Source organism: Kitasatospora sp. NPDC001225, from assembly GCF_053597855.1.
This window is the reverse complement of record NZ_JBSFJC010000002.1, coordinates 23,883-50,064: the sequence shown is the minus strand read 5'-3', so window position 1 is coordinate 50,064 and position 26,182 is coordinate 23,883. Positions and strand designations below refer to the sequence as shown.

Annotated in this window: 18 protein-coding genes; 6 read left to right on the top strand and 12 right to left on the bottom strand. The window is 72.8% G+C overall.

Annotation, left to right across the window (positions count from 1 at the left end):
- Positions 1–99: 99 nt before the first annotated feature.
- On the bottom strand, positions 100–2,592 hold the full coding sequence (locus ACWDCZ_RS00965; RefSeq protein WP_369808340.1) for a DEAD/DEAH box helicase: 2,493 nt from the start codon (positions 2,590–2,592) through the stop codon (positions 100–102).
- Between the two features lie 494 nt (positions 2,593–3,086).
- On the opposite strand from ACWDCZ_RS00965, the gene ACWDCZ_RS00960 reads away from it, so the two are divergent.
- Positions 3,087–5,042, top strand: a complete 1,956-nt coding sequence (locus ACWDCZ_RS00960) for a PIG-L family deacetylase (RefSeq protein WP_449814865.1) — start codon at positions 3,087–3,089, stop codon at positions 5,040–5,042.
- A gap of 91 nt (positions 5,043–5,133) precedes the next feature.
- On the opposite strand, the gene ACWDCZ_RS00955 is transcribed toward ACWDCZ_RS00960, so the two are convergent.
- The 4 genes from ACWDCZ_RS00955 to ACWDCZ_RS00940 are packed head-to-tail and all read right to left on the bottom strand — an operon-like array spanning position 5,134 to position 9,326.
- Entirely contained in the window at positions 5,134–5,796 is a 663-nt protein-coding gene (locus ACWDCZ_RS00955; RefSeq protein ID WP_449814864.1) for a hypothetical protein, read from the bottom strand.
- Positions 5,789–6,544 (bottom strand): hypothetical protein, encoded by a 756-nt coding sequence (locus ACWDCZ_RS00950; protein WP_449814863.1) that lies wholly within the window; start codon positions 6,542–6,544, stop codon positions 5,789–5,791. Before ACWDCZ_RS00950 ends, ACWDCZ_RS00955 begins: the two co-directional genes overlap by 8 nt.
- 6 nt (positions 6,545–6,550) lie before the next feature.
- Positions 6,551–8,842, bottom strand: a complete 2,292-nt coding sequence (locus ACWDCZ_RS00945) for a hypothetical protein (RefSeq protein ID WP_449814862.1) — start codon at positions 8,840–8,842, stop codon at positions 6,551–6,553.
- 31 nt (positions 8,843–8,873) lie between these two features.
- Positions 8,874–9,326 (bottom strand): hypothetical protein, encoded by a 453-nt coding sequence (locus ACWDCZ_RS00940; RefSeq protein WP_449814861.1) that lies wholly within the window; start codon positions 9,324–9,326, stop codon positions 8,874–8,876.
- A gap of 177 nt (positions 9,327–9,503) precedes the next feature.
- On the opposite strand from ACWDCZ_RS00940, the gene ACWDCZ_RS00935 reads away from it, so the two are divergent.
- Positions 9,504–10,709, top strand: coding sequence for an 8-amino-7-oxononanoate synthase (locus tag ACWDCZ_RS00935; protein WP_449814860.1), 1,206 nt, complete (start codon positions 9,504–9,506; stop codon positions 10,707–10,709).
- A 23-nt stretch (positions 10,710–10,732) separates the two neighbouring features.
- Here ACWDCZ_RS00935 and ligD read toward each other — a convergent pair whose 3' ends face one another.
- On the bottom strand, positions 10,733–11,740 hold the full coding sequence (ligD, locus tag ACWDCZ_RS00930; protein WP_181970480.1) for a non-homologous end-joining DNA ligase: 1,008 nt from the start codon (positions 11,738–11,740) through the stop codon (positions 10,733–10,735).
- A gap of 66 nt (positions 11,741–11,806) precedes the next feature.
- Between ligD and ACWDCZ_RS00925 the strand changes: the two genes are divergently transcribed.
- Entirely contained in the window at positions 11,807–12,868 is a 1,062-nt protein-coding gene (locus ACWDCZ_RS00925; RefSeq protein WP_049651235.1) for an ATP-dependent DNA ligase, read from the top strand.
- Positions 12,869–12,946: 78 nt separating this feature from the next.
- Here ACWDCZ_RS00925 and ACWDCZ_RS00920 read toward each other — a convergent pair whose 3' ends face one another.
- Positions 12,947–14,422 (bottom strand): serine hydrolase domain-containing protein, encoded by a 1,476-nt coding sequence (locus tag ACWDCZ_RS00920; RefSeq protein ID WP_449814859.1) that lies wholly within the window; start codon positions 14,420–14,422, stop codon positions 12,947–12,949.
- A gap of 518 nt (positions 14,423–14,940) precedes the next feature.
- Between ACWDCZ_RS00920 and tdh the strand changes: the two genes are divergently transcribed.
- Both tdh and ACWDCZ_RS00910 read left to right on the top strand, forming a co-directional pair.
- Positions 14,941–15,969 (top strand): L-threonine 3-dehydrogenase, encoded by a 1,029-nt coding sequence (tdh, locus tag ACWDCZ_RS00915; RefSeq protein WP_049651233.1) that lies wholly within the window; start codon positions 14,941–14,943, stop codon positions 15,967–15,969.
- 84 nt (positions 15,970–16,053) lie between these two features.
- The gene (locus ACWDCZ_RS00910; RefSeq protein WP_449814858.1) at positions 16,054–17,247 is read left to right on the top strand and encodes a glycine C-acetyltransferase; all 1,194 of its coding nucleotides are present in this window, start codon (positions 16,054–16,056) and stop codon (positions 17,245–17,247) included.
- 201 nt (positions 17,248–17,448) lie between these two features.
- On the opposite strand, the gene ACWDCZ_RS00905 is transcribed toward ACWDCZ_RS00910, so the two are convergent.
- The 4 genes from ACWDCZ_RS00905 to ACWDCZ_RS00890 all read right to left on the bottom strand — a co-directional run bounded on the left by ACWDCZ_RS00905 (position 17,449) and on the right by ACWDCZ_RS00890 (position 23,788).
- Positions 17,449–19,065, bottom strand: coding sequence for a TolB family protein (locus ACWDCZ_RS00905; protein ID WP_074003753.1), 1,617 nt, complete (start codon positions 19,063–19,065; stop codon positions 17,449–17,451).
- A gap of 152 nt (positions 19,066–19,217) precedes the next feature.
- On the bottom strand, positions 19,218–20,600 hold the full coding sequence (locus ACWDCZ_RS00900) for a TolB family protein (protein WP_449814857.1): 1,383 nt from the start codon (positions 20,598–20,600) through the stop codon (positions 19,218–19,220).
- A 163-nt stretch (positions 20,601–20,763) separates the two neighbouring features.
- On the bottom strand, positions 20,764–22,161 hold the full coding sequence (locus tag ACWDCZ_RS00895) for a hypothetical protein (RefSeq protein WP_449814856.1): 1,398 nt from the start codon (positions 22,159–22,161) through the stop codon (positions 20,764–20,766).
- Positions 22,162–22,333: 172 nt separating this feature from the next.
- Positions 22,334–23,788, bottom strand: coding sequence for a hypothetical protein (locus ACWDCZ_RS00890; protein WP_449814855.1), 1,455 nt, complete (start codon positions 23,786–23,788; stop codon positions 22,334–22,336).
- A gap of 293 nt (positions 23,789–24,081) precedes the next feature.
- Here ACWDCZ_RS00890 and ACWDCZ_RS00885 point away from each other — a divergent pair, with 293 nt between their 5' ends.
- Complete coding sequence (locus ACWDCZ_RS00885; RefSeq protein ID WP_117486686.1) at positions 24,082–24,993, top strand: LysR family transcriptional regulator; 912 nt, start codon at positions 24,082–24,084, stop codon at positions 24,991–24,993.
- Between the two features lie 27 nt (positions 24,994–25,020).
- Here ACWDCZ_RS00885 and ACWDCZ_RS00880 read toward each other — a convergent pair whose 3' ends face one another.
- Positions 25,021–26,034 carry a hypothetical protein gene (locus ACWDCZ_RS00880; protein ID WP_449814854.1) on the bottom strand — a complete coding sequence of 338 codons (1,014 nt, stop codon included), beginning with the start codon at positions 26,032–26,034 and terminating at the stop codon, positions 25,021–25,023.
- Positions 26,035–26,182: the final 148 nt, after the last annotated feature.

Sequence of the window (26,182 nt, the reverse complement as noted above, 5' to 3'; positions counted from 1 at the left end):
GCGCTCCCCGGCTGCGACAGCGGCCCGTTCTGACGTGACGACGCCCCCGGAAGCCGAAGCTTCCGGGGGCGTCGACGTACAGCCGGTTCAGGCCCCGGCTCAGCCGCCGAGCCGGTCCACCGAGGTCACCCGCAGCACCGCGCGGCCCTCCTCGTCCGAGCCGTACAGGTCGACCTCGGCGCTGATGCCCCAGTCGTGGTCGCCCTCCGGGTCGTCGAAGATCTGCCGGACCCGCCAGGAGGAGTCCTCCTCCTCGATGAGCAGCATCTTCGGGCCGCGCGCGTCCGGGCCGGTGCCGAGGTCGTCGTACTCCTCCCAGTACCCGTCCATGGCGTCCGCCCAGCGGTCCGCGTCCCAGCCGTACTCGCCGTCCAGGTCGGCGAGCTCCTCGTAGTGCTCCAGCGCGCACAGCTCGACCCGGCGGAACATCTCGTTGCGCACCAGGACGCGGAAGGCGCGGGCGTTGGCGGTGACCGGCGCCGGCTTGTCGTCCAGCCGCACCTCGGCGGCCTGCGGCTCGGTCGGGTTGGCGAGCTGCTCCCACTCGTCCAGCAGGCTGGAGTCGACCTGGCGGACCAGCTCGCCGAGCCAGGCGATGACGTCCTTGAGGTCGTCGGTCTTCACGTCCTCGGGGACGGTCTGCTCCAGCGCCTTGTACGCGCCGGCCAGGTAGCGCAGCACGATGCCCTCGGTGCGGGCCAGCTCGTAGAAGCCGACGTAGTCCGAGAAGGTCATCGCCCGCTCGTACAGGTCGCGGACCACCGACTTCGGCTGGAGCTGGTGGTCGCCGATCCACGGGTGCGCCCGGCGGTACACCTCGTAGGCGTGGGTGAGCAGCTCCTCCAGCGGCTTCGGGTAGGTGATCTCCTGGAGCCGCTCCATCCGCTCCTCGTACTCGATGCCGTCGCGCTTCATCTCGCCGACGGCCTCGCCGCGGGCCTTGTTCTGCTGCGCGGCGAGGATCTGGCGCGGGTCGTCCAGGGTCGCCTCGACGATGGAGACGACGTCCATCGCGTACGAGGGCGAGGTCGGGTCGAGCAGTTCGAAGGAGGCCAGCGCGAAGGTGGACAGCGGCTGGTTGAGCGCGAAGTTCTCCTGGAGGTCCAGGGTGAGGCGGACGATCCGGCCCTCGGCGTCCGGCTCCGGCAGCCGCTCCACCACGCCGCCCTCCAGCAGCGAGCGGTAGATGGCGATCGCGGTGCGGATGTGTCGGCGCTGCGCGGCGCGGTCCTCGTGGTTGTCGGTCAGCAGCTTGCGCATCGCCTCGAAGGCGTTGCCCGGGCGGCCGATCACCGACAGCAGCATCGCGTGGCTCACCTTGAACCGGGAGACCAGCGGCTCCGGGTCGGCGCCGATCAGCTTGTCGAAGGTCTCCTCGGTCCAGCCGACGAAGCCCTCCGGGGCCTTCTTCCGGACGACCTTGCGCTTCTTCTTCGGGTCGTCCCCGGCCTTGGCGATCGCCTTGTCGTTCTCGATCACGTGCTCCGGCGCCTGGGCCACCACCTGGCCGACGGTGTCGAAGCCGGCCCGGCCGGCCCGGCCGGCGATCTGGTGGAACTCGCGGGCGCGCAGGATGCGCACGCGCTGCCCGTCGTACTTGGACAGGGCGGTGAACAGCACCGTGCGGATCGGCACATTGACGCCGACACCGAGCGTGTCGGTGCCGCAGATGACCTTCAACAGGCCCGCCTGGGCGAGGCGTTCGACCAGCCGGCGGTACTTCGGCAGCATGCCCGCGTGGTGCACGCCGATGCCGTGGCGCACGTAACGGGACAGGTTGCGGCCGAACTTGGTGGTGAAGCGGAAGCCGCCGATCAGGTCGGCGATGGCCTCCTTCTCCGCCTTCGAGCACATGTTGATGCTCATCAGCGACTGGGCCCGGTCCACCGCCTCCTTCTGGGTGAAGTGCACGACGTAGACCGGCGCCTGGCCGGTCTGCAGCAGCTCCTCCAGGGTCTCGTGCATCGAGGTGCGGCGGTACTCGTAGAACAGCGGCACCGGGCGGGTCGCGTTGCGCACCACCGTGGTCGGCCGGCCGGTGCGGCGGGTCAGGTCCTCCTCGAAGCGGCGGACGTCGCCGAGCGTCGCGGACATCAGCAGGAACTGCGCCTGCGGCAGCTCCAGCAGCGGGATCTGCCAGGCCCAGCCGCGGTCCGGCTCCGCGTAGAAGTGGAACTCGTCCATGACCACCTGGCCGATGTCCGCCCGGGTGCCGTCGCGCAGCGCGATCTGGGCGAGCACCTCGGCGGTGCAGCAGATGATCGGCGCGGTCGGGTTCACGCTCGCGTCGCCGGTCATCATGCCGACCTGTTCGGTGCCGAACATCTTCACCAGGTCGAAGAACTTCTCCGAGACCAGCGCCTTGATCGGCGCGGTGTAGAAGGTCCGCTTCCCCTCCGCCAGCGCGGCGAAGTGCGCCCCCGCCGCCACCAGGCTCTTGCCCGACCCGGTCGGCGTCGCGAGGATCACGTTGTTCCCCGACACCAGCTCGATCAGCGCCTCCTCCTGTGCCGGGTACAGCGTGATCCCGCGCTCCTCCGACCAGGCTGCGAACGTCTCGTACAGCGCGTCGGGGGTGGCGGGCTTCGGCATCAGATCAAGGAGGGTCACCCGGCTATCTTGCCTGCTCGCCGCCACCCCGGGCAAAGCCCGGTGCCGCGAGGGGAGGGCCGGAGGGGATTCCGCGGACGTCGATCAGGCGGTGCGGGACGGCGGCGGGGCGTCCGTCCCGCTCCGGGGCGTCGCGGCGGACCGGCGGTAAAGCGCGCGGTGGACCAGGGGGAAACCGGTGGGAAGCCGGTGGGAAGCCGGTGGGAAACCGTGCGGCGGACCGGCGGGAAAGCGGAGGGAAACCGGCGGGAACGGGGGAAACGCCGTGGTCGGCCGGGGTGTGCGGCTCGACGGAGGAACGGGTTCGTCCGGAAACGAGGATACCGGGAAGGAAGTGGGCGAAGACGTTTGAGCGTGCGTCAACTGTCTTTCCAGTACGACACGTTCACGGAATGCGGCGCACGGCATTGTGGACCCGGGGATGGGTTAACCTCCTTCTGGCATGCTCACGTCCCGATCTCGAATTGGGGGATCCCATGGCAATCGGACGACGACAACTCCTCGCCTCCGTCGCGCTCACCGCCCTCGCCGCACCCGTCCTGACCAAGGCGACGGCGACCCGCGCGGCCGCGGCCGAACCCGGAGCCGCAGCCGTACCCGGAGCCGCGGCCACCGGCTCCGGACCGCTGTTCATGCAGATCGTCGCGCACGAGGACGACGACATCCTCTTCATGAACCCGGACCTCTCCAACGCCCTCGCCGACGGCACGCCGTCCGTCACCGTCTTCGTCACCGCGGGGAACGCGACCGGCGACCCGTGCTCCACCGTCTGCTGGGACACCGCCGGCGAACCGCTGCGCACCTGGAACCGGCAGATGGGCGCCGTCAACGCCTACTCCCGGATGACCGGGGTCGGCGACACCGACCCGGCCACCGACGAGGTCGGCCACTGGACGGCCGAGGCCTGGACGGTCGCCGGCAAGCAGGTCGAACGGTACGTCCTCAAGGGCCGGCCGGTGCACCTGATCTTCCTCAACCTGCACGACGCCCGGCTCGGCGGCGTGCTGAACGGCGGCACCGACACCACCGTCGTCCCGAAGGACAGCCCGCTGTCCGGGCCGTCCACCTACACGGCCGCGGACGTCGTCGAAGTACTGCGCCAGCTGATGGCGACCTACCGGCCGACCGTGCTCCGGGCCCAGGACGAACTCCCGGACCGCCGCTACTCCGGCGACCACTCCGACCACGTCGCCGCCGCGAAGTTCGCCGGCCAGGCCGCCGGCCTCTACGGCGGCAACCTGATCCAGGTGAACTACCGGGACTACAACATCGGCGACGCCCCGGTGAACCTCGACCCGGCGACGGCCGGCGCCAAGGGCGTCCACTTCTCCGAGTACGCCGGCCACGACCACTCCGACGGGAACTACTCCGCCCTCTGGTTCTCCCGGATGTACTACCGCTGGTCGCGCGGCACCTCCTGGGCCGGGCTCAACCAGGACGGCCGCCCGCAGGTCTTCGTCGTCCGGGCCGGCGCCCTCCACACCTACTGGCGCCAGGCCGACGGCAGCTGGGGCGGCCCGCTCCGGATGGCCGACCCCGGCGGGCGGATCGCCCCCGGCATCGCCGTCGGCACCAACGCCGACGGCCGACTGGAGGTCTTCGCCCGCCGCCTCACCGACCACCACCTCCTCTCCCTGCCGCAGGCCGTGCCCAACGGCCGCTGGTGGGACAGCTGGGCCGACCACGGCAACCCCAACACCGGACTCGGCAACGAGGACCAGGTCGGCGTACCCGCCGTCGCCAACTCCCTGGACGGGCGGCTGGAACTCTTCGTCAAGAACGGCGGCGGCGGCCTCAGCGGCATCCGGCAGACCACCCCGAACGGCGTGTGGACGGGCACCTGGACGGACTTCGGCGGCACCGACCTCCAGGACCCGGTCACCGCGATCCGCAACGGCGCCGGGGCGATCGAGGTGTTCGCCGCCACCCGCACCGCCGTCCTCGGCTGGCACCAGAGCACCCCGAACGGCGCCATCACCGGCCCCGACCCGATCCCGGACGCCCGCCCGGCCAGCCCGCCCAAGGCCGCCCTCGACCAGGACGGCCGCATCGAACTCGCCTACCGCGAGGTCGGCACCGGCGCGGTGCTGGTCAGCTACCAGACCCGGCCCGGCGGACCGTGGAGCCGGACCCCGGCCCCCCTCGGCGGCCACGGCGGCGTCGGCGAACCGGCCACGGCCACCCTCGCCGGCCGCGTCGTCCTGTTCGAACGCAACGCCGCCGGCGGCGTCAGCACCACCGCCCAGACCGCCCCCGACAGCGGCTACGGCCCCTGGCAGGACCTCGGCGGCACCGTCCTCGACCACCCGGCCGCCCTCACCGACGGCACCGGCGTCCTCCACCTCTTCGCCATCGGCACCGACGGCCGGGTGTACCTCCGCACGGCCACCACCCCCACCACCTTCGACCCCTGGCAGAGCCTGCCGCTCTGACCGCCTCTTCCGGCGGCTGTTCGGGAGCACTCCCGAACAGCCGCCGGAGCGGATGACCGGCGAGGCCACCCGAGGGGCAGCGACTGACGGGTCAGAAGGGAGCGGTGGGCGGCTGCTCGGCCAGCTGCGGCGCGTTCGTGCAGCCCTGGGCGCGGACGATCGCCTTCGCGGTGCGCAGGGCGGCGGCGATCCGGATCCGGTGGACCTCGGTGACAGGAGTGTCCGAGGACCAGCGGTCGCCGGTGATCGTGATCTCGCGGTACGGCCAACTGGACGGCTGTCCGTTCTGCTCCAGGTAGTCGCAGCGCAGCAGCAGCTGCACGGTGCCCTCGTGGAACAACCAGCCCTGGGCTCCCGGGCCGAAGTCCAGTGACACGGGAAGGTTCGGTTCCCAGCCCGTCGCCTCGGCCTTGGTCTTCGCCCGCTGGAACTTCTCGTCGCGAATCCGGGTGGCGATGTTCGCGACCGCGTGGCTCAGCGAGCTGTCGCCCTTCCACCTGACATTGCAGGCGGGGTCGTGGGGGTACTCCCGGTCCGTGAGCGCCTTCTCGTCCTGCCAGGCGAGGGTCTTGTGGCCCTTGCCGGACAGCGTGGCGAGGTCGTCGTGCGTGAACGCGTTCCAGCAGGCACTCTGCGGCACGTCCACCCCCTGCCAGGGCTTGACGTACCAGAGCCCGCCGCCGACCCCGGCCACGAGCACCGCCGCGCCGAGCGCGATCGGCAGGACTCCGCGGCGGCGCGGACGCTCAGCCATCGGCCTTCTCCTTCGGCAGCGCCGGCACGGCCGGGGCGGCGCTGGGCAGCTGCACCTGGTTGGTGCACTGGTACTCGGCGGCGGCGACCCGGGCGATCTTCAACGCGGCATCGGCGTACGCCTGGCGTGCCTTGGCCGGGGAGACTCCGTCGACCGGTTCGCCACCGACCTCGACGCGGACGTACGGCGGGGCCTTGCGGTCGGGCTTGTCCGCCGTGGGGACCTGGAAGTCGCACCGCACGTAGAGCCGGACGGGGTGATCCGGGTCGCCGCCGGCCAGCCCCACCGCGCCGGGGCCGAAGTCCAGGTCGACGACGGCGTGGTGCTGCCCGGTGTCCCGTGCGCGGTCGGCGTCGACACCGTCCCAGGCGGGGGCGACCCGGGCTTCGAGGAGGAAGCCCCCGGAGCCGTCGTCCGGATTCCAGACGACGCGGCAGTCGGTACTGCGGATCCCGGGCTCGTCCGGCGCGGTCGGCGTCTGGATCCGGGCCCGCGGCACGGTCTCGTACACCTTCCCGTACCGCCCGGCCAGCGGCTTCAGGTCGTCCCTCGACAGCGCGGACCAGCAGGCACTCTGCGCGATCTCCAACGACCGCCACGGCTGCCAGGCCCACAGCCCGCCCCCCACGACGGCGGCAACGGCGAGGCCCCCGGCCAGGGGCCGCATCACCCGGGGCCGCCGCCACCACGGTGGCGGCGGCGGAGGATCGTCGGGCGAACGCGGGATGACGTGTGCGACGTCGACCACGGGTCATCACTCCTTGGCGGCGGCTGCTGCCGCCTGTTGCTGTTGGAAGAGGCGATGGCCGGTGTTGCAGCCGGCGTCGAGGCTGGCCGAGCCCTGGCGGGCCAGCTCGCTCAGGTAGTTCGGGTCGAGCCCGGCGTCGCGGCCGGCGCTCTGGACGGCGTCGACGACCGCCTGCTGGGAACCGGTGACCGAGGTGGCCACCTTGGTTCCGGCGTCGTCCGCCGCCTGGTTGGTCGTGTCGACGTGGTAGCTGTTCGCCACGTTGGTCATGATCTCGTCGACCTGGTCGTTGATGAGTCCGCCGACCTTGGGTATCTTCTCGGCCGCGACGCCGCCGGTGTAGTCCCAGACGGTCTTGGCGATGTCCTTCTTCGCGTCGATCGCGTCGTTGACCTCCTGGTCGGAGACCGCGTGGTTGTGGAAGATCTCGTCCGACATGGCGCTGGTGATCAGGCCGGTGACGATCCCACCCGGCTTGGTCACGTTCTCGATCGACATGCCCAGGTCCTTGTGGAGCTCCGGGTGGGCCATGACCTGCTGGATCTGGGCGGTCTGGTAGGCCTGCTGGGCGGTGGCGATGGAGGCGTACGCGTCCGTGTCCCGACCGACGGCCAGCAGGAGCCGCTGGACGTCCTTCTGCGCGAACTCGGTGGCGACACCCGGGGCGGGTGCCACGCCCGGAGTCGGCTCCTTCGCGCCCGGTCCCTCCAGGGAGTTCTCGATGTCCGCGATGTAGTTGGCGGTCATGTTGCCGACGCTGCCGTTGAGGTCGGCGAACACCCCGCCGTGCAGCAGGCTCGGTCCGTCGCCGTTGCCGAAGCGCTGCACGACCTGCTGCATCACCGCGCTCATCTCCGGCGTGTGCGGCGGGTACTTGCCCTGGGTGTCGTCCCAGGCGCGGCCGGTGGCGGCGGCCTCCAGGGCGTGTCCGAGCGGCCCGACGTTGGACGGGTCGGCCGGGCCGCCTTCGAGCGGGCGCAGCGGGTAGTTCATGTCGACGAGGACGGAGTTGTTCCCGGAGTCGGTGAACAGCTTGAAGTAGGTGTTCTGGCCGCCGGTGCTCTTGACGCTGCCGTCCGGGTTGTAGGTGGTGACCGGGTCGTTGAAGAACTTGGTGGCGGCCTCGGGGCTGTGGCCGAACGCGTCCAGGATGCCGGACAGCGGGTTGAAGCCCTTGAGGTTGCCGTCCTTGTCCGGCTGGCCGATGAACTTGAACTCGTCGAACGGGTAGCCGCCGCTGCGGTAGGCCGGGACCTCCCAGCGGGTCGGGTTCTCCTGGGTCAGCTGGGTGACGTGCTGGGCGACCGGGTTCAGGAAGTGCGCGTCGTACGACCCGTTCCGCAGCAGGTTGGCCATGATCTGGTAGCCGTACGGGCTCTTCACGGGGTCGGCACCGGGCCGGAGCGGGATCTGGGCGGCCCCGGCGGCGCGGAACCTCTTCTCCCATTCGTCCGAGACGTGCAGCGGCTGCTTGGTGTCGGTCGCGGTGGCCAGGGTGAGGCCCAGGTCCTGCTGGATGCCCTTGATCGCCGCGGTGCGGGCCGAGCTGTTGGCGTAGTCGCCGCTCTGCGCCATCGCGCCGTACTTGGCCATGAAGGTCGCCGGGTCCTGGTTGCCGTAGAAGGAGGTGGCGAACCGCGGGTCGTTCTTGTGGTGGTCCAGGATGTCCTGGAGGTGCTTGAGCTGGGCGTCGGAGGCCTGGTCGCCCAGGCTGAGGATGTAGGTGGCCGCCTTGGCCTCCTCCTCCGGGATGCCGCCGACGGGGTTGGCGTTGAACGCGGTGCCGTCGCTGCCGGTGTCGTCGCCCAGGGCCCTGGAGGCGTCGAGGTCGGCCTCGGTGGCGCGGTCGATCGCGTCGCCGATGGCCTTGGCGGCGGTCTCGGCCTTGGCCTTCCAGCTCTTGGCGTACTCGGCGTCCTTCTTGTCCGCCTGGTTGGTGGGCGGCGGCCAGTGGACCGCGCCCTCGCCGTCGACGGTGAGGCCGGCGTCCGTGGCGTTCCGGACCGCGGTGGTGAGGTCGTTCTTCGCGGCCGTGATCTCGGTGTGGGCGTCGCGCAGTGTCTTCGCCAGGGCCGAGGCCTCTTCGAAGGCGGCGTGGATCTGGTCGCGGGCCCAGGTGAGTTTGGCGTTGGCGAGTCCGGCGGCGTCGCCGTGCCAGCCGGACTGCTGGATGGTGCCGATGACCTCGTTCTGCATCCGCTGGGTGAGGTCCCACTTGCGGACGAGGCTCTCGAAGTCGCCCGCCGCGGAGGCGAGGCTGCCGAGGTCGACCTGATTGAGCTGACTGTACGTCACCATGGTGGTGCTGCTTCCCCCGTGTGTGCTGTGGCTAGCTGGTGGCGCCCTGCGTCTGGTTGAAGTTGGCCTGGATGTCGGAGTCGGTCCTGCTGTAACTCCGGGCCGTGGTCTGCAGGTTGGTCCCGACCTCGCCGACGGTGCTCTGGAGGCTCGCGGACTGGTTGGTCCAGGTGCCCCAGGTGCCGGTGAGCGTGCCGCCGAGGTTCCAGCCCTTGAGCGACGCGGCGGCGGCGTTGACGTGTTCGCCGGGCTGGTCGCACTCCGTCTTGACGGAGTCCCGCAGGGCGAAGGCGTTCTGTGCGGCCTGCTGGAGCGCGCCGGCGTTCACGGCGATGGTCTTGCCGCCGCCCGCCGGGGCCAGTGAGACCGGGGCGGCGTTGGCCCCGGCGAGGTCCGGGAACTGCTTCTTCGCGGCTTCGGTCAGATTGCCCTTGTCGTCGAAGAGCCACGGATTCATACGGCGCTCGAATTCGAGGTCGGTCATTTTTCCATACCCCCCAGGTAAAGATCGGCATGGATCTTACTATTTATGCGGCGAGGAATTCGATGAATTGGATATTTATATGTGGTTAACAACTGGTTAATCGCGACAGGAGTGGCGCGTCGATATGTGCCGATCCGCACATTGCCCGACGCGCGGCGGCATGCCAGAGTGCCGGGCATGAACCATCCGCTCGCGGCCGAGCCGCGCCCCTCCGTCCTCGCCGCTCCCGCCCCCGCGCACGTCTTCGACTGGCTCGACGAGACGGCCGCGATGCGGGCGGAGGCCGGGCTGACGCGGACGTTGCGCAGTCGGGGGGCGGACGACGCGGTGCTGGACCTCGCGGGGAACGACTACCTGGGGCTGACCAGGCATCCGGTGGTCGCCCGGGCGGCGGCGGACGCGGCGCTGCGGTGGGGCGGGGGCTCGACGGGGTCGCGGCTGGTGACCGGGACGACGGCGCTGCACAGCGAACTGGAGGAGGAGTTGGCCGAGTTCTGCGGGGTGGAGGCCGCGCTGGTGTTCTCCTCCGGGTACACGGCCAACCTCGCGGCGCTGACCGCGCTCACCGACCCGGACACCCTGATCGTTTCCGACGCCTACAACCACGCCTCCCTCATCGACGGCTGCCGGCTCTCCCGCGCCGACGTCCACCGGGCCCCGCACAGCGACCCGGCGGCCGTGGCCGAGGTGCTCGCCGGGCGGGCGCAGCGGCGGGCGCTGGTGGTGACCGACTCGGTGTTCTCGGTGGACGGCGACGCGGCCCCGCTGCCCGCGCTGTCGCAGGCCGTCCGCGCGCACGGCGCCGCGCTGCTGGTGGACGACGCGCACGGGCTGGGCGTGCTCGGCCCCGGCGGCACCGGGGCGCTCGCCGCGGCCGGGCTGGCCGGGCAGCCGGACACGGTGGCCACCGCCACCCTGTCCAAGTCGCTCGGCTCGCAGGGCGGCGTCGTCCTCGGCCCGCGCCGGGTGATCCGGCACCTCACCGAGACCGCCCGCACCTTCATCTTCGACACCGGCCTCGCCCCGGCCGCCGCCGGGGCCGCCCTCGCCGCGCTGCGCCTGCTGCGCGCCGAGCCGGCCCGCGCCGAGCGCGCCCGCGAGGTCGCCCGCACCCTGGCCCGGCAGCTCACCGCCGCCGGACTGCACGCCTGCGACCCGCAGGCCGCGGTGGTCTCCGTCCGCGCCCCGGGCCCGGAGGCCGCCGTCGCCTGGGCCGCCGACTGCCGCCGCGCGGGCCTCGCCGTCGGCTGCTTCCGCCCGCCGTCCGTCCCGGACGGCATCTCCCGCCTGCGCCTCACCGCCCGGGGCGACCTGACGGACGGGCAGATCGCCGAGGCCGTCCGCATCGTCGCCGAGCTGGCGCCGGTGGGTGCGCGGGGCTGAGGCTCCGGAGCGGACGGAGCGTCCTACTTCTTCTTGGCCCGGCTCGGTTGCACCCGGGTGGGTTCGCCGGCGGCCTTGGGGTGGTCGGGCGGGTAGGGGAGTTCGCCGAGGCCCTCGTCGTGGAGCTGCTTGTCGTACAGCTCCAGCAGGGGCTCCAGGCGGAAGGCCTGGCCGTCCATCCCGGCGTTGAGGTCGCCGAGTTCGGCGAAGCGGGCGGGGACGGTGCGCAGGTCGAAGTCCTCGGGGGCGGCGTCGTCCAGCTCCTCCCAGCGCAGCGGGGCGGAGGCGGTGGCGCGGGGGCGGGCGCGCAGGGAGTAGGCGGAGGCGATGGTGCGGTCGCGGGCCATCTGGTTGTAGTCGACGAAGATCCGCTCGCCGCGCTCCTCCTTCCACCAGGCGGTGGTGACCTTCCCGGGCATCCGCTGCTCCAGGACCCGGCCGAGGGCGATCACCGCGTGCCGCCCGTCGGTGAAGGTCCACTCGGGCACCAGCGGCACGTACACGTGCAGGCCGCGCCCGCCGGAGGACTTGGGCCAGCCGCGCAGCCCGTACTCCTCCAGCAGGGCGCGCAGTTCGTGGGCGGCGCGGACGGCGTCGTGGAAGTCGGTGCCGGGCTGCGGGTCGAGGTCGATGCGCAGTTCGTCGACGTGGCCGGTGTCGGAGCGCCGCACCGGCCAGGGGTGGAAGGTGAGGCAGCCCAGGTTGGCGGCCCACAGGACGGCGGCCGGCTCGGTGGGGCAGATCTCGTCGGCGGAGCGGCCGCTGGGGAACTCGATCCGGGCGGTGGGCAGCCACTCCGGCAGGCCCTTGGGCGCGCGCTTCTGGTAGAAGAACTCGCCGTCCACCCCGTCGGGGAAGCGCTGCAGGGTGGTCGGCCGGTCGCGCAGTCCGCGCAGCACCCCGTCGGCGACGGCCAGGTAGTACTGCGCGACGTCCAGCTTGGTGAAGCCGCGCTCGGGGTAGTACACCTTGTCCGGGTTCGACAGCCGGACGGTGCGCCCGGCGACTTCCAGTTCCACGGCTGAGCCCATGCCCTTCACGCTAAGGGCCGGGCGCCCGGCGCGCGCCCCGGGGCGAAGCGGGCGAGGATCGTTCGCATGGACCTGCCCGTGATGCCACCGGTGGCGCCGATGCTCGCCAAGTCGGTGGCCAAGATCCCGCCCGGGATGCAGTACGAGGCCAAGTGGGACGGCTTCCGTTCGATCGTGTTCCGCGACGGCGACGAGGTGGAGCTCGGCAGCCGTACCGGCAAGCCGCTGACCAGGTACTTCCCCGAGCTGGTCGAGGCGTTCCGGCGGGAGCTGCCGCCGCGCTGCGTGCTGGACGGCGAGGTGGTGATCGCCCGGGACGGCCGGCTGCGCTTCGAGGAGCTGCTGGAGCGCATCCACCCGGCCGCGAGCCGGGTGAAGCTGCTCGCCGAGCGGACCCCGGCCTCCTTCGTCGCCTTCGACCTGCTCGCCCTCGGGGACGAGAGCCTGGTGGACGAGCCGCTGTCGGTGCGCCGCCCGGCCCTGGAGGCCGCGCTCGCCGACGCCGCCGACCCGGTGTTCACCGCCCCCGCCGCCACCGACCTCGACCTCGCCCGGACCTGGTTCGCCGAGTTCGAGGGCGCCGGGCTGGACGGGGTGGTCGCCAAGCCGCTGGACCAGCCGTACCGGCCGGGGGAGCGGAGCATGTACAAGATCAAGCACGAGCGCACCGCCGACTGCGTGGTGGCCGGCTACCGCGAGCACAAGAGCGGCCCGGTGGTCGGCTCGCTGCTGCTCGGCATCTTCGACGACGGCGGCAGGCTGCAGCACGTCGGCGTCTGCGCGGCCTTCCCGATGGCCCGCCGCCGCGAACTCGCCGAGGAACTGGCCCCGTTGCGGATGGACGACCTGTCCCGGCACCCGTGGGGCGGCTGGGCGGACGAGGCCGCGCACGCCGAGGGCCGGCTGCCCGGCGCGGTCAGCCGCTGGACCGGCGGCAAGGACCTCTCCTGGATCGCGCTGCGCCCCGAGCGGGTGGTCGAGGTCGCGTACGACCACATGGAGGGCACCCGGTTCCGGCACACCGCGCAGTTCCGCCGCTGGCGCCCGGACCGCACGCCGGAGAGCTGCACCTACGCGCAGCTGGAGGAGCCGGTCTCGTACGACCTCGGCAGGGTGCTGGGGATCTGAGGACCGGGGATCCGAGGACAAGACGGAGGCCCGACCCGGTGAGCCGGTCGGGCCTCTCGTACGGTCGGCGCGGGTGGGTCAGGAGATGTGCAGCGTGGCGGTGGCGCCCGCGGTGGGCGAGGCCGTCGGGGACGGCGAGGCCGTGGGGGAGGCGGTCGGGGAGGTGGTCGGGGAGGCCGTGGGGGAAACCGAGGGCGAAGCGGTCGGGGAGGCGGTGGGAGACGCAGACGCCGACGCGGAGGCCGAGCCCGAGGCGGGCGGGGTGGGCAGCGTGTAGACGTTGTTCGGCGAGACGATCTGGGTGATCGCCCGCGCCACGAACGTCGAGGGCTCCGAACCGTCGTGCAGGATGTCGGTGTTGAGCATGATGGACAGGCTGGCCTGCGCCTGCGGCAGGTAGAGCACCACGCTCTCGTACCCGGGCAGCGAGCCGTTGTGGCCGATCCACCCGTGGGTGGTGAACACCCCGAAGCCGTAGCCGAGGTCGGGGGTCGGTCCGGTGGCCTTGGTCTTCAGCCGCTCCGCCTGGGTGGCGGGCTTGAGCAGCGGTTCGCCGGTGGCCAGCACCTTCGACCAGGTCCGGAAGTCGGCGATGGTGGAGATGGCGGCGCCGGCCGCCCAGCCCCAGGACGGGTTCCAGGTGGTGGCGTCCTCGACCGCGCCGGTGAGCGTCTGGTTGGTGTAGCCGTGGGCGTGCGGGTCGGGGAAGGCGGCGTCGGTCGGCAGGCTGGTCTTGGTGAGCCCGGCGGGGGTGAACACCTGCTGGTTCAGGAAGTCCTGGAGCGGCTGCCCGCCGACCTTCTCGACGACCAGGCCGAGCACGATCAGGTTGGTGTTGGAGTACTCGAACTGGGCGTCCGGCTGGAAGTTCGCCGGGTGCTTGAACGCGTACGCGAGCAGCTGGTCCGGGGTGAAGGGGCGGCTCGGGTCGTTGAAGAAGGCCTGCTGGAAGTCGGAGTCCAGGGTGTAGTTGAACAGGCCGCTGCGCATGTCGCCGAGCTGGCGCAGGGTGATGCCGTCGCCGCCGGGCACGTTCGGGACGTACTTGGAGACCGGGTCGTCCAGGCCCAGCTTGCCCTGGTCCACCAGCCGCAGGACGGCGGTGGTGGTGAAGGTCTTGGTGACGCTGCCGATCCGCATGTACAGGTCGGGGGTCATCGGGGTCCCCGCGTCCTTGTCGGCGACGCCGAAGGCGCGCTGGTAACTGCCGTCGGGGGTGGCGTAGTCGACGATCACCCCGGGGATGGCGACCTGGCCCATCACCTGCTTGATCGCGTCGTCCAGCTGGGTCGTGACGGCCGTGGTGAGCGGCACCACCCCGCCGGAGGGGCTGCCGCCCGGCGTGGCGGACGGGCTGAGCGCGGCCGGTTCGGCGGTCACCGCCGGACCGGCCTGCCGTGCGGGCTTCGACTCCCCGGAGCAGGCGGAGACGGCGAGCAGGCCGGTCAGCGCGAGGGCGGCGGAGGCCACCCGTACGGCGGAGGCCGCCCGGACGGAGCGGGGGACGCGAACGGAGCGGGGAACGGACGGTCGCGGCCGTCGGGTGTCGGTCATCGGCGCAGGCGCCTCTCTGGGGCGGACGGCCCCGTGGCGAAGGGCCCCGGAGCGCGGCTCGGCCGGGCCGGAGCGCTGCTCCACGGGGCCGTGGGGGAACGTCGTCACCGTAAGCACCCGCCTCGTACCGCCGCGCGCGGGTCGGCGGCCGACTGGACCGAACGGGAGCACCGTCAGCCGAGTGCCCCGCCCGGCTGGCGGCCGGTGGTCGTCCACTCCAAGGGTCGAGTACCGGCCTGGGGCGGGTCGGCCAGCCGGGAGCCGCCGGGCCCGCGCTCGGCCGGACGGGTGAGCACCGGCACGCCGCGCCAGCCCGCGCACCCGCCGCCGACCACCGCTCGGGCACGATCGTTCAGCCCAGCTGTGGCCGCCCTTAAGAATTCCTCGATGGACCGCACCCCCTCCGACCAGGCAGATTTCTGCCTGCCCGGAGCGCGTCCGCCAGGAGCGGCCGAACCGGGCCTCCTCGGCCTGCCCCCGTACCCGCAGGCCGTCCCACCCGCACGTCAGGAGCCGCCGTGAAGGCACTCGTCAAGCAGCAGGCCGAGCCCGGGCTCTGGCTGATGGACGTCCCCATGCCCGAGATCGGCCCCGGCGAGGTGCTGATCAAGGTGCTGCGGACCGGCATCTGCGGCACCGACCTGCACATCCGCAAGTGGGACGGCTGGGCGCAGCAGACCATCAGGACCCCGCTGGTGCTCGGCCACGAGTTCGTCGGCGAGGTCGCCGAGCTGGGTGCCGGCGTCACGGACATCGCGGTCGGCGACCTGGTCAGCGGCGAGGGCCACCTGGTCTGCGGCAAGTGCCGCAACTGCCAGGCCGGCCGCCGCCACCTGTGCCGCAACACCGTCGGCCTGGGCGTGAACCGGGACGGCGCGTTCGCCGAGTACGTGGCGCTGCCCGCCTCCAACGTGTGGGTGCACCGGGTGCCGGTCGACCTGGACGTGGCCGCGATCTTCGACCCGTTCGGCAACGCCGTGCACACCGCGCTGTCCTTCCCGCTGGTCGGCGAGGACGTGCTGGTCACCGGCGCCGGCCCGATCGGCATCATGGCCGCCGCCGTCGCCAAGCACGCCGGCGCCCGCAACGTGATGATCACCGACGTCTCCCCGTACCGCCTCGACCTGGCCCGCAAGGTCGGCGTGACGCTGGCGCTGGACGTCTCGCAGCACACCATCGAGGAGGGCCAGCAGAAGCTCGGCCTGCGCGAGGGCTTCGACGTCGGCCTGGAGATGTCCGGCCGCCCCGAGGCGATGCAGTCGATGATCGCCAACATGACCCACGGCGGGAAGATCGCCATGCTCGGCCTGCCCGCCGAGCAGTTCCCGGTGGACTGGGCCTCGATCGTCACCTCGATGATCACCATCAAGGGCATCTACGGCCGGGAGATGTTCGAGACCTGGTACGCGATGTCCGTGCTGCTGGAGGGCGGCCTGGACCTCGCCCCGGTGATCACCGGCCGCTACGCCGCCACCGACTTCGAGGCCGCCTTCGACGACGCCGCGAGCGGCAACTGCGGCAAGATCATCCTCGACTGGACCGCCTGAGCCCGGCTCGGCCCCGCCGAAGCTCCCCCGCCGAACCCGCCGAACCCGCCGAACCGCCCCGCCGAACTGATTGAGGAGACCGCAGTGTTCGACAACGTGCGTGCCGACGTCGCCGCCACCCTGGACGAGATCCGCGAGGCCGGGCTGTTCAAGCCCGAGCGGGTGATCGGCACCCCGCAGAGCGCCGCCGTCACCGTGACCGCCGGCGGCCTGCCCGGCGAGGTGCTGAACTTCTGCGCCAACAACTACCTCGGCCTGGCCGACCACCCCGAGGTGCTCTCCGCCGCCAAGGACGCCCTGGACCGCTGGGGCTACGGGATGGCCTCGGTCCGCTTCATCTGCGGCACCCAGGACGTCCACAAGGAGCTGGAGGACCGCCTCTCGGCGTTCCTCGGCCAGGAGGACACGATCCTCTACTCCTCCTGCTTCGACGCCAACGGCGGTGTCTTCGAGACCCTGCTGGACGACCGGGACGCCGTCATCTCCGACGCGCTGAACCACGCCAGCATCATCGACGGCATCCGGCTCAGCAAGGCCCGCCGCCACCGCTACGCCAACCGCGACCTGGCCGACCTGGAGAAGCAGCTCCAGGACACCCAGGACGCGCGCCGCCGCCTGATCGTCACCGACGGCGTGTTCTCGATGGACGGCTACGTCGCCCCGCTGCGCGAGATCTGCGACCTGGCCGACCGCTACGACGCCATGGTCATGGTGGACGACTCGCACGCCGTCGGCTTCGTCGGCCCGAACGGCCGCGGCACCCCCGAGCTGCACGGCGTGATGGACCGCGTGGACATCATCACCGGCACCCTCGGCAAGGCGCTCGGCGGCGCCTCCGGCGGCTACGTCGCCGCCCGCCGGGAGATCGTCGCCCTGCTGCGCCAGCGCTCCCGCCCGTACCTGTTCTCCAACTCGCTGGCCCCGGTGATCGCGGCCGCCTCGCTCAAGGTGCTCGACCTGGTCGAGAAGTCCACCGAGCTGCGCGAGCGGCTGGCGGCCAACACCGCGCTGTTCCGGGCGAAGATGACCGAGGCCGGGTTCGAGATCCTGCCCGGCGACCACCCGATCGCCCCGGTGATGATCGGCGACGCGGCCAAGGCGGGCCGGCTCGCCGAGCTGCTGCTGGAGCGCGGCGTGTACGTGATCGGCTTCTCCTTCCCGGTGGTGCCGCACGGCCAGGCCCGGATCCGGGTGCAGCTGTCCGCGGCGCACTCCACCGAGGACGTCGAGCGCGCCGTCGCGGCCTTCGTGGACGCGCGCGCCGCCCTGGAGGACTGACCTCCACCCAGGCCGCCCGTGGGCCGGACCGCTCGGAATCGGACCGGCCCACGGGCTCACCAACCGCCGTGCGGCGCAGGCGAATCGATCCGCCCCGTGCCGTACGGACCAGAGACCACCTGCCCCACCCTCCCGCTGCGGGGGCGGGACGCCGGCCCTGCCGACGTCCCGCCCCCGTCGCGGTTCCCGGGCGGCGGCCGGTCAGTCGTCCCAGCCCTCGCCCTGACCGTCGCCCTGGTCGTCGCCCTGGCCGTCGTCGTCCTGGGCGGCGTCGAGGCCCTGGTGGCGGCCCGCGGGCTTGGCGAACACCTGGGTGTTCTCCTCCGCCGCCGGGCCGTCGGCGCCGGCGACCAGGTTGCCGCTGGTCGAGTCGAACAGCACGGTCCGGCCCGAGGCGGCCACGACCGGGTCCCGCGACGAGCCGTTGCCGAACGAGCCGTCCGGCGCGGTGGAGACCCGCTCGGTGCGGCCGGTGCGCAGGTCCTGGCGGTAGACGTCCCAGCCCGGGTGCTGCGGGCCGGCCACCAGGTTGTCGGCGGCGGACTCGAAGTAGATCCAGCGGTTGTCGGCGGTGATCGAGCCGTGGTCGGAGGAGCCGACCGAACTGGTGCCCGGCAGGCCGCCGCTGACCTTCGTCACGGTGCCCTTCTTGAGGTCCCGGACGTAGAGCACGGTGTGGGAGCGGTGGCCGCCGGTCGAGCCGCCGGGCTCGGCCAGGGTGTAGACCGCGTGCCGTCCGTCGGGGCTGATCGTCGCCTCGAAGCTGGCGCTGCCGATCTGGCCGTCGAGGCCCGCGCTCACCGCCGTGATCTTCCCGGACCGTACGTCGTAGGTGTAGTAGGGAGCGGCGTTCGGACGGGCCAGGGTCGGCTGCGCCGCGTTCTGCGGGACGTTCTGGCGCGCGGCCTCGGCGGCGCTCGGGGTGAGGTCCACGTCGGCGGGAGCGGCCGCGGCGGCGGTGGTCGCGGCGGCGAGTCCGGGTGCCTGCTCGTCCGGCAGCAGGTTGGAGATGGAGCCGAAGCCGATGGTGCGGCCGTCCGCGCTGATCGTCGGCCGGAAGGAGGTGCTCTCGCCCGGCTTGCCGTGCACGTCGCGGGTGACCAGCCGGGTGGTGTGGGTCCAGCGGTCGGTGAGGTAGACGTTGATCTTCCAGGTGTAGGGCCTGGCGAGCGAGGGGGCGGTGCCGGAGTCGGGCTCCGGCTCCGGCTCCACGACGGTCGGGTCCAGGTCCTTCCGGGAGGACACGAAGACCACGTACCGGCCGTTGCCGCTGACCTGCGCGTTGTACGAGCCGTGGTACTGGTCGGCGTCGGTGTTGGTGGGGCTGTCGCTGACCAGCTCGGTGCGGCCGGTCCTGCGGTCCCTGATGTACACCTCGGTGCGGTTCTTGACCTGCGCGCCGGGCGCCACGTTCTCGTCCTCGCTGTCGAAGACGACGTAGCGGCCGTCGGCGCTGATCCCGGCCTGGTCGGTCGAGCCGCTCAGCGCCCCGCCCGCGTCGGACAGGTTGACCTGTTCGAGGCGGCCGGTGCGCAGGTCCTTCACATAGGCGTTGCTCCAGCCCACCGGGGGGTTGGGCAGCAGGTTCGTGGCCCGGGAGGTGAACAGGGCGTAGCGGCCGTTGGCGCTGATGCCCTGGGTGGTCGACAGGTTGTCGGGCGCCGCGCCGTTCGGCCCGACGCTGACCTGGGTGGTGCCGCGCGGCAGTGGGGCGGCCTGGGCCGGGGCGGCGGTGACGGCGAGCACGGCGGCCGCGGCCAGGATGCCGCCGCCACCGGCCAGCCACCGGTTGCGGGTCGTCCGGGTGGTACGGGACATGAGGTCTTCCCCCCTCTGATCGCCCGGCCGGGCTCCCTCCCGACGGCGGGCTTTCGCAGAGCCAACCGTCGGGAGGGCAGGGGGGTCAACGCCCTCGGGTGATCTCGGCTGAAAATACGTCAACAGACGTATGCCGCAAGGGAATCAGGCCATCAGGGGCGGCGCAGGAAGACGTCCGCGGCGCCGTTGGTGTCGCCCGGCACCAGGTTGCCGTCACCGGCGGTGAAGAGCACCGTGTCGCCGGCGAAGTCGACGAACGGGGCCGTGGAGCCGGTGGTGCTCTGCCCGCCGTCCCGGGTGAGGCTGACCCGTTCGATCGCCCCGGTCCTCAGGTCGCGGCGGAAGATGTCGCTGACGCCGTTGGTGTCGCCGGGGACGAGGTTGTCGGCGCTGGAGTCGAAGTAGACCCAGCGGCCGTCGAAGGTCATGGCGGGGTAGTGGGCGCCCTCGGTGGTCGTGGTGCCGGGCAGGAAGGCGTTGAGCCAGGTCAGCTTGCCGGTGGCCAGCTCCCGGGCGTACAGGTCCATCCGGTAGCGGTAGGAACCGGGCCGGCCGATGTGGACCGGCAGGCCGAAGAGGGCGTAGCGGCCGTCCGGGCTGAGCCGGGGGCCGATGCTGGTGCCGCGCAGGTAGCCCTGGTCGTCCACGCTGGCGCCGGAGACCTTGCCGGTGTCGGCCTTCCAGACGAAGTAGGGGTAGAAGCGGGGCTTGGCCAGTCCGGGCGCACCGGCGTCGGTGCCGTCGGTGCCGGCGCCCGGTTCGGTGGCGGCCGGGTCCTGCGGGAGCAGGTTGCCGGCCCGGGAGCTGAAGCCGACGGTGGAGCCGTCCGCGCTGATCGTCACACCGTAGGAGGAGTTGTTGGGGGCCTCACCGTCCGCGCCGGTGGTGACCACCCGGGTGGTGCCGGTCCAGCGGTCGGTGACGAGGACGCTGAAGTAGCGCGGATTCGAGCCCGGGGCGAGGTCGGTGCGGTTGGAGGTGTAGGCGATGTAGCGGCCGTCCCGGCTCAGCGAGGGCTCGGCGGAGAACGCGCCGTCGGGGGAGCCGCCCGGGCCGACCGGCTCGGTGTGCCCGGTCCAGCGGTCGCGGACGAAGACGTCGCTGCTGCGCACCACCTGGCCCGGCACCACGTTGGTGGCGCTGGTGCTGAAGGCCACGTACCGGCCGTCGGCGCTGATCGAGGCCTCGCTGGTGGGGGCGTTCAGCGGGGAGCCGTCGTCGGCGACGCTGACCTTCTCGACGTGGCCGTTGCGCAGGTCGCGGACGTAGACCTCGTCGGAGTTCGGGGTGCCGGGTTCCGGCAGCAGGTTGGTCGCGGTCGAGGTGAAGAGCGCGGAGCGGCCGTCCTCGCTCAGCCCGAGCGCGACGGAGTCCCCGTTGAGCTGCTCGCCCTTGGCGGTCTCGCTGATCCGGGCGGTGTCGCCCTTGGGCGGCTTGGCCTCGGCGGCGGGCAGCGCCGCGCCGGCGGCCACGGCGGTGGCGGCCAGCACGGCGGCGGCGCGGGCGAGCCGGCGTCGGGCGGGTGTGTGCGTCATGGATCGTCCTCCCCTGGTGGCGGTCCCGGGCCCACGACCCCCGCGGCCCGGTTTGAGGAGAGCCAAGCGTCGTACGGATCATCGGTCAACGACCGGCGGCGATCTCGGGCGGAAATACGCCACCAGTCGTATGCCATAAGGGAGATGAGTGGCGGTCAGGCCGTCACAGGCGGCGGAGGAAGGCGTCCGTGACGGCGTTGGTGTCCCCCGGGACCAGGTCGCCGTCGTCGGCGGTGAAGAGCACCGCGTCTCCGGTGGCGTCCACGGACGGACTGTAGGAGGGGGAGGTGCTCGGCGCGCCGTCCCGGGTGAGGCTGACCCGTTCGATCCGGCCGGTCCACAGGTCGCGGCGGTAGACGCTGCTCTGGTTCCTGACGTCGTCGGGGAGCAGGTTGCCGGCGGAGGAGTCGAAGTAGACCCAGCGGTCGTCGGCCGTCATGACGGCGCCGGAGGAGGACCCGTTCGCCGTGGTGCCCGGCAGGCCGGCGCTGACCTCGGTGACCTTGCCGGTGGCCAGGTCGTGGACGTACACGTCCAGCCGGACGCCGCCGTGGCCGGGCAGACCGGTGCCGTAGACGGCGACGCTGTAGACGGCGTAGCGGCCGTCGGGGCTGATCCGGCCGTCGCTGCTGCCGCTCAGCTGCCCGGTGCCGTCCACGCTGCCGGCGACGATCGTGCCGGTGGCGGCCTTCCAGACGTAGGAGGGGTGGTGCATGGGCCCGCCGGTCACTCCCGGCGACCCGGCGTCGGCCTCGTCGGATCCCGGGGCGGGGGCGGCCGGAGCCTCCGGGAGCAGGTTGCCGGCCCGGGAGGTGAAGGCGATGGCGGAGCCGTCCGCGCTGATCATCGGATCGAGGGAGTAGTTGCTGGCGGGCTCGCCGTCCGCGCCGACGGTGACCAGGCGGCTGGTGCGGGTCCAGCGGTCGGTGACGTAGATGTTGTTCCTGCCGCGCCGCACGGGGCCCGGGGCGAGGTCGGAGCGGTTGGAGACGTAGGCGACGTAGCGGCCGTCCCGGCTGATGCTGGGGCTGGTGGATCCGAAGCCGCTCTGGTCCTCGGTGCCCGGCAGGGCGGCGGCGGTGACCAGTTCGGTGTGGCCGGTCCAGCGGTCGCGGACGAAGACGTCGCTGGGGTGGGCCGGCTGGCCGGGCACCACGTTGGTGGCGGTGGTGCTGAAGGCCACGTACCGGCTGTCGGCGCTGATCGAGGCGTCGGTGGTGGGGGCGTTCAGCGGGGAGCCGTCGTCGGCGACGCTGACCTTCTCGACGTGGCCGTTGCGCAGGTTGCGGACGTAGACCTCGTCGGAGTTCGGGGTGCCTGTTCCGGGCAGCAGGTTGGTGGCGGCGGAGGTGAACAGGGCGGAGCGGCCGTCCTCGCTCAGTCCGAGCGCCCTGGAGGGACCATTGAGCTGCTCGCCCTTGGCGGTCTCGCTGATCCGGGCGGTGTCGCCCTTGGGCGGCTTGGCCTCGGCGGCGGGCAGCGCGGCGCCGGCGGCCAGGGCGGTGGCGGCCAGGACGGCGGCGGTCCGGGCCGGCCACCTGCGGGTGCGTGCGGTGGGCATGAGGTCTTCCTCCCCTGGGATCGCCCGGCCGGGCTCCCTCCCGGCGGCGGGCTTTCGCAGAGCCAATCGTCGGGAGGGCCGGTGGTCAACGGCCGGGGGTGGTCCCGCCGGGAAATACGCCAACAGGCGTATCCGGCAAGGGAGTCGGGGCGTCACAGTGGGAGTCAGGGCCTCACAGGCGGCGCCGGAAGACGTCCGTGAGGTCGCTGTCGACGACGGGCGCCAGGTTGCCGTCCTGGGCGCTGAACAGCAGCGTCGTGTCGTCGGCGTCGACCTGCGGGAAGGCGGCGGAGGTGGTGCTCTGGGAGCCGTCGTGGGCGAGGGAGACCCGCTCGGTGTGCCCGCTGCGCAGGTCGGTGCGGAAGACGTCGGCCTGCTCGTTGGTGTCGCCGGGCACCAGGTCGGCGACGTCGGAGACGAAGTACACCCAGCGGTCGTTCATCGGCATCACCGGGTCGTAGGAGGAGTCGCGCGGGGTGGTGCCGGACAGTGGCTTGTTGACCTTGGTGGTCGTGCCGGTGGCCAGCTCGCGGACGTAGACGTCCTGGTGGCGGCCGTGCGAGCCGGGGCGGCCGCCCTCCTCGAAGACGGTGTAGGCCGCGTAGCGGCCGGAGGGGCTGATCCGCCCGTCGTTGCCGCTGTTGACGAACTCGCCGGCCTCGTTGTAGCTGGCGCCGGTGATCTTCCCGGTGCGGGCGTCCCAGACGTAGTACGGGTAGGCGCGGATGGCGGCCAGTTCGGCGCGGGCGGAGGCGGTCCGCGGGGCCCGCGCGGCCTCGGCGAGGTCCGTGCCGTCGGCGGGGTCCGAGGCGGCCGCGGCGGAAGCGGCGGCGAGCGCGGGCGGGGTCTGCTCGGCCGGGAGCAGGTTGCCGGCCCGCGAGGTGAAGCCGATGACGGTGCCGTCCGAGCTGATCGTCGGGCGGAAGGAGTTGTTGTCGGCCGGGGTGCCGTCCGCGCCGGTGCTGACCACCCGGGTGGTGTGGGTCCAGCGGTCGGCGAGGAAGACGTTGAACTTGCCGCGGTGCACGCCGGGGGCGAGGTCGGTGCGGTCGGAGGAGTAGACCACGTAGCGGCCGTCGGCGCTGATGGCGGCGTTGAAGGCGTTGCGGATGCTCTGGTCGTCGCCCGCGCCGGAGACGCCGTCGCCCGCGGAGACCAGCTCGGTGCGGCCGGTCCAGCGGTCCCGGACGAAGACGTCCGAGGGGTGCTTCGGCTGCCCGGGCACCGCGTTGGAGGCGTAGCTGCTGAACACCACGTACCGGCCGTTGCCGCTGATCGCCGCGTCGTTGCTGCCGTTGTCCAGGGCGGAGCCGTCGTCGGCGACGCTGACCCGCTCGGTGTGGCCGTTGCGCAGGTCCCGCACGTAGACGTCGCCGAGGACCCCGGCGCCGCCCGGCAGCAGGTTGGTCGCCGCCGAGGAGAACAGGGCGTAGCGGCCGTCGCCGCTCAGCCCGAGCGCGAGGGAGGTGCCGTTCAGCGGCTCGCCCTTGGCACCCTCGCTGACCCGGGCGGTGTCGCCCTTGGGCGGGCGGGCCTCGGCGGCGGGCATCGCGGCGCCGGCCACGGCCACGGCCACCAGGACGGCGGCGGTACGGGCCAGTCGGCGGCGGGTGCGTGCGGTGGTCATGGATCATCCTCCCCAGATGACGGTGCCGGGCCGTCGACACCCCCGTGGCCCGGTTGGGGAAGAGCCAAGCGCCGTGCGGGTGTCCGGTCAACGGACAGGAGCGATCTCGTCCGGAAATACCTCACCGGTCGTATCTCCGGCCGAAATCTCCCACGCCGGTACAACCGTCCTGCCGTACGGGGCGGGTGGCCGACGAACGGGAGCCGTCCTGCCCGGGCCCGCGCGGCCGTCGGCGGACCCGGCGGAACCGTGCTCCGGTCGGGTGCGCCGTGCCGCGCTGGCAGAATTGGTCCGTGATCGACGCACGACGGCTGCGGACCCTGCGGGCCGTGGCGGACCACCGCACCGTGACCGCCGCGGCGGCCGCCCTCTACCTGACCCCCTCCGCGGTCTCCCAGCAGCTGGCCGCCCTGGAGCAGGAGACCGGCCACCACCTGCTCGCCCGGGAGGGCCGGGGCGTGCGGCTGACCGCCGCCGGGGAGATCCTGCTCGGCCACGCCGACGTGGTGCTCGCCCAGCTGGAGCGCGCCGAGGCCGACCTCGCCGCGTACAGCGCGGGCGTCTCCGGGGAGGTGACGGTCGCCTCCTTCGCGACCGCCATCGCCTCCGTGCTCGCCCCGGCCGTCGGCCTGCTCGCCGGGCGCGCGCCCGGGGTGCGGCTCAAGGTGCTGGACGCCGAGGGCGACGCCAGCCTGCCGATGGTGCTGGACGGCCGGGCCGACCTCGCGGTGGCCGTCGAGTACCGGGGCGCCCCGCGCGCCGACGACGCCCGGCTGACCAGGGTGCCGCTGTACGCCGAGCCCTTCGAGGCCGTGCTGCCGCTCGGCCACCGGCTGGCCGCCGACTCCGGCCCGCTGGCCGTCGCCTCGCTGGCCGACGAGCCGTGGATCGGGCCGTACCCGGGCAACCCCTGCCACGACGTGGTGCTGCTGGCCTGCGAGCACGCCGGGTTCCAGCCCCGGCTGCTGCACTCCTCGGACGACTTCCGGGCCGTGGTGGCGCTGGCCTCGGCGGGGCTCGGGGTGGCGCTGGTGCCGCGCTCGGCGCTGCGCGGCGTCGACCTCGGCGAGGTCGCGGTGCGCCCGGTGGACAGCGAGCTCGCCACCCGGCGGGTCTTCGCCGCCGTCCGGGCCGGTGCCGACGGGCACCCGCTGGTCCGGCCGGTGCTGGACTCCCTCGCCGAGGCGGCCGCCGCGGGCGCGTGAGCCGGGCGTCTCAGTCGCGGTCCGGCGTCATCGGGCCTTCACCGGGCCGCCGTCGGGGCGGACCCCGGCGAACTCGTCCAGGACGGCCACCCGCAGTTCGTGGGCGCCGTCCGCGCGGGTCTGCTCGTAGTAGAGGTACCAGCGGCCGCGGGCGGAGACGAGGTCGGCGTACCGGACGTCCAGCCAGGGGCCGTCCGGGGTGAGGCGGTGCCAGGCGCGCAGGTCGGCGGAGGCGGCCAGGCCGCAGCGCTCCTCGTAGTTGCCGGCGGCGTCCGCCGAGCCGTCGTAGAGCGCGAGCCAGCCGCCCCGGCCGTCGGGGAGGACGGTGGTGATCCGGGACTCGTAGCCGTCCCAGGCGCCGGCCGGGCCGACGTCCAGGGCCTCGGCGGCGCGGCCGGGCGGGGCGGTGAAGCGCAGCCCGTCCGGGGAGAGCGCGAGGGCGGTGGGCTGGACGGTGAGGCCGGTGGTGTGGATGTCGGCACTCGCGTGGGCGCGGGCCCGCTCCTCGGGGGTGAACGGCCGGGCCCGGGAGACGGTGGCGAACAGGTGGACGCCGGCGTCGGTTTCGAGCAGGTACGGGTCCTTGACGCCCTCGGTGCCGGTGGTCGCGGCGGTCAGGACGGGGGTGCGGGCGCCGAGGTCGAAGGAGTCGGGGGTGTCGGCGCTCAGGGCGTCGATGCGCCAGCGGTTGTCGGCCGGGTCGACGTGGCTGAGGTGGAGCAGGTAGCCGCCGTCGCGGCGCAGCAGGGCGAGGCGCTCCATCGAGGGGGAGCCCAGGTCGTCGCTCCGGACGGACCACAGGTCGTGGAAGGCGATGCCGTCGGTGCTCTCGGCGACGGCGCAGCGCCAGCCGCGGTCGGGGCCGCCCGCCGCGCCGCGCGGGCGGCGCTCGCGGTAGGTGAGCAGGAAGCGGTCGCGGTCCGGCTCGTACCGGACGCCCGGGCAGCCGGCCCAGTAGCCGGGTTCGGGGCGCTCGGGGGCGCGGACCAGGTGGGAGGCGCTCAGGTCGGGCGCGGCGGGCGGGGCGGCGGGGTGTGGCACGGGACCGTCCTTCGAAGGGGTCGGGAGGGGATGAGAAGAGTTTCTATCAGATCGATCAAAAGTCCGAGCGTCTCGCGGTAGGCCGGGCCCGGTCGGCTGGCCTGCGTCTTCCCGCTCCCACCTGCCGGATGTCTGTGAAGCCGATGTT

Bases quoted from the DNA above. Each gene is read 5' to 3' on its own strand.
- ACWDCZ_RS00925 (WP_049651235.1), top strand. From the start codon at position 11,807: ATGGACCTGCCCGTGATGCCACCGGTGGCGCCGATGCTCGCCAAGTCG.
- ACWDCZ_RS00965 (WP_369808340.1), bottom strand. From the start codon at position 2,592: ATGCCGAAGCCCGCCACCCCCGACGCGCTGTACGAGACGTTCGCAGCC.
- ligD (WP_181970480.1), bottom strand. From the start codon at position 11,740: ATGGGCTCAGCCGTGGAACTGGAAGTCGCCGGGCGCACCGTCCGGCTG.
- ACWDCZ_RS00940 (WP_449814861.1), bottom strand. From the start codon at position 9,326: ATGACCGACCTCGAATTCGAGCGCCGTATGAATCCGTGGCTCTTCGAC.
- ACWDCZ_RS00935 (WP_449814860.1), top strand. From the start codon at position 9,504: ATGAACCATCCGCTCGCGGCCGAGCCGCGCCCCTCCGTCCTCGCCGCT.
- ACWDCZ_RS00945 (WP_449814862.1), bottom strand. From the start codon at position 8,842: ATGGTGACGTACAGTCAGCTCAATCAGGTCGACCTCGGCAGCCTCGCC.
- ACWDCZ_RS00960 (WP_449814865.1), top strand. From the start codon at position 3,087: ATGGCAATCGGACGACGACAACTCCTCGCCTCCGTCGCGCTCACCGCC.
- ACWDCZ_RS00905 (WP_074003753.1), bottom strand. From the start codon at position 19,065: ATGTCCCGTACCACCCGGACGACCCGCAACCGGTGGCTGGCCGGTGGC.
- ACWDCZ_RS00895 (WP_449814856.1), bottom strand. From the start codon at position 22,161: ATGCCCACCGCACGCACCCGCAGGTGGCCGGCCCGGACCGCCGCCGTC.
- ACWDCZ_RS00920 (WP_449814859.1), bottom strand. From the start codon at position 14,422: ATGACCGACACCCGACGGCCGCGACCGTCCGTTCCCCGCTCCGTTCGC.
- ACWDCZ_RS00890 (WP_449814855.1), bottom strand. From the start codon at position 23,788: ATGACCACCGCACGCACCCGCCGCCGACTGGCCCGTACCGCCGCCGTC.
- ACWDCZ_RS00955 (WP_449814864.1), bottom strand. From the start codon at position 5,796: ATGGCTGAGCGTCCGCGCCGCCGCGGAGTCCTGCCGATCGCGCTCGGC.
- ACWDCZ_RS00900 (WP_449814857.1), bottom strand. From the start codon at position 20,600: ATGACGCACACACCCGCCCGACGCCGGCTCGCCCGCGCCGCCGCCGTG.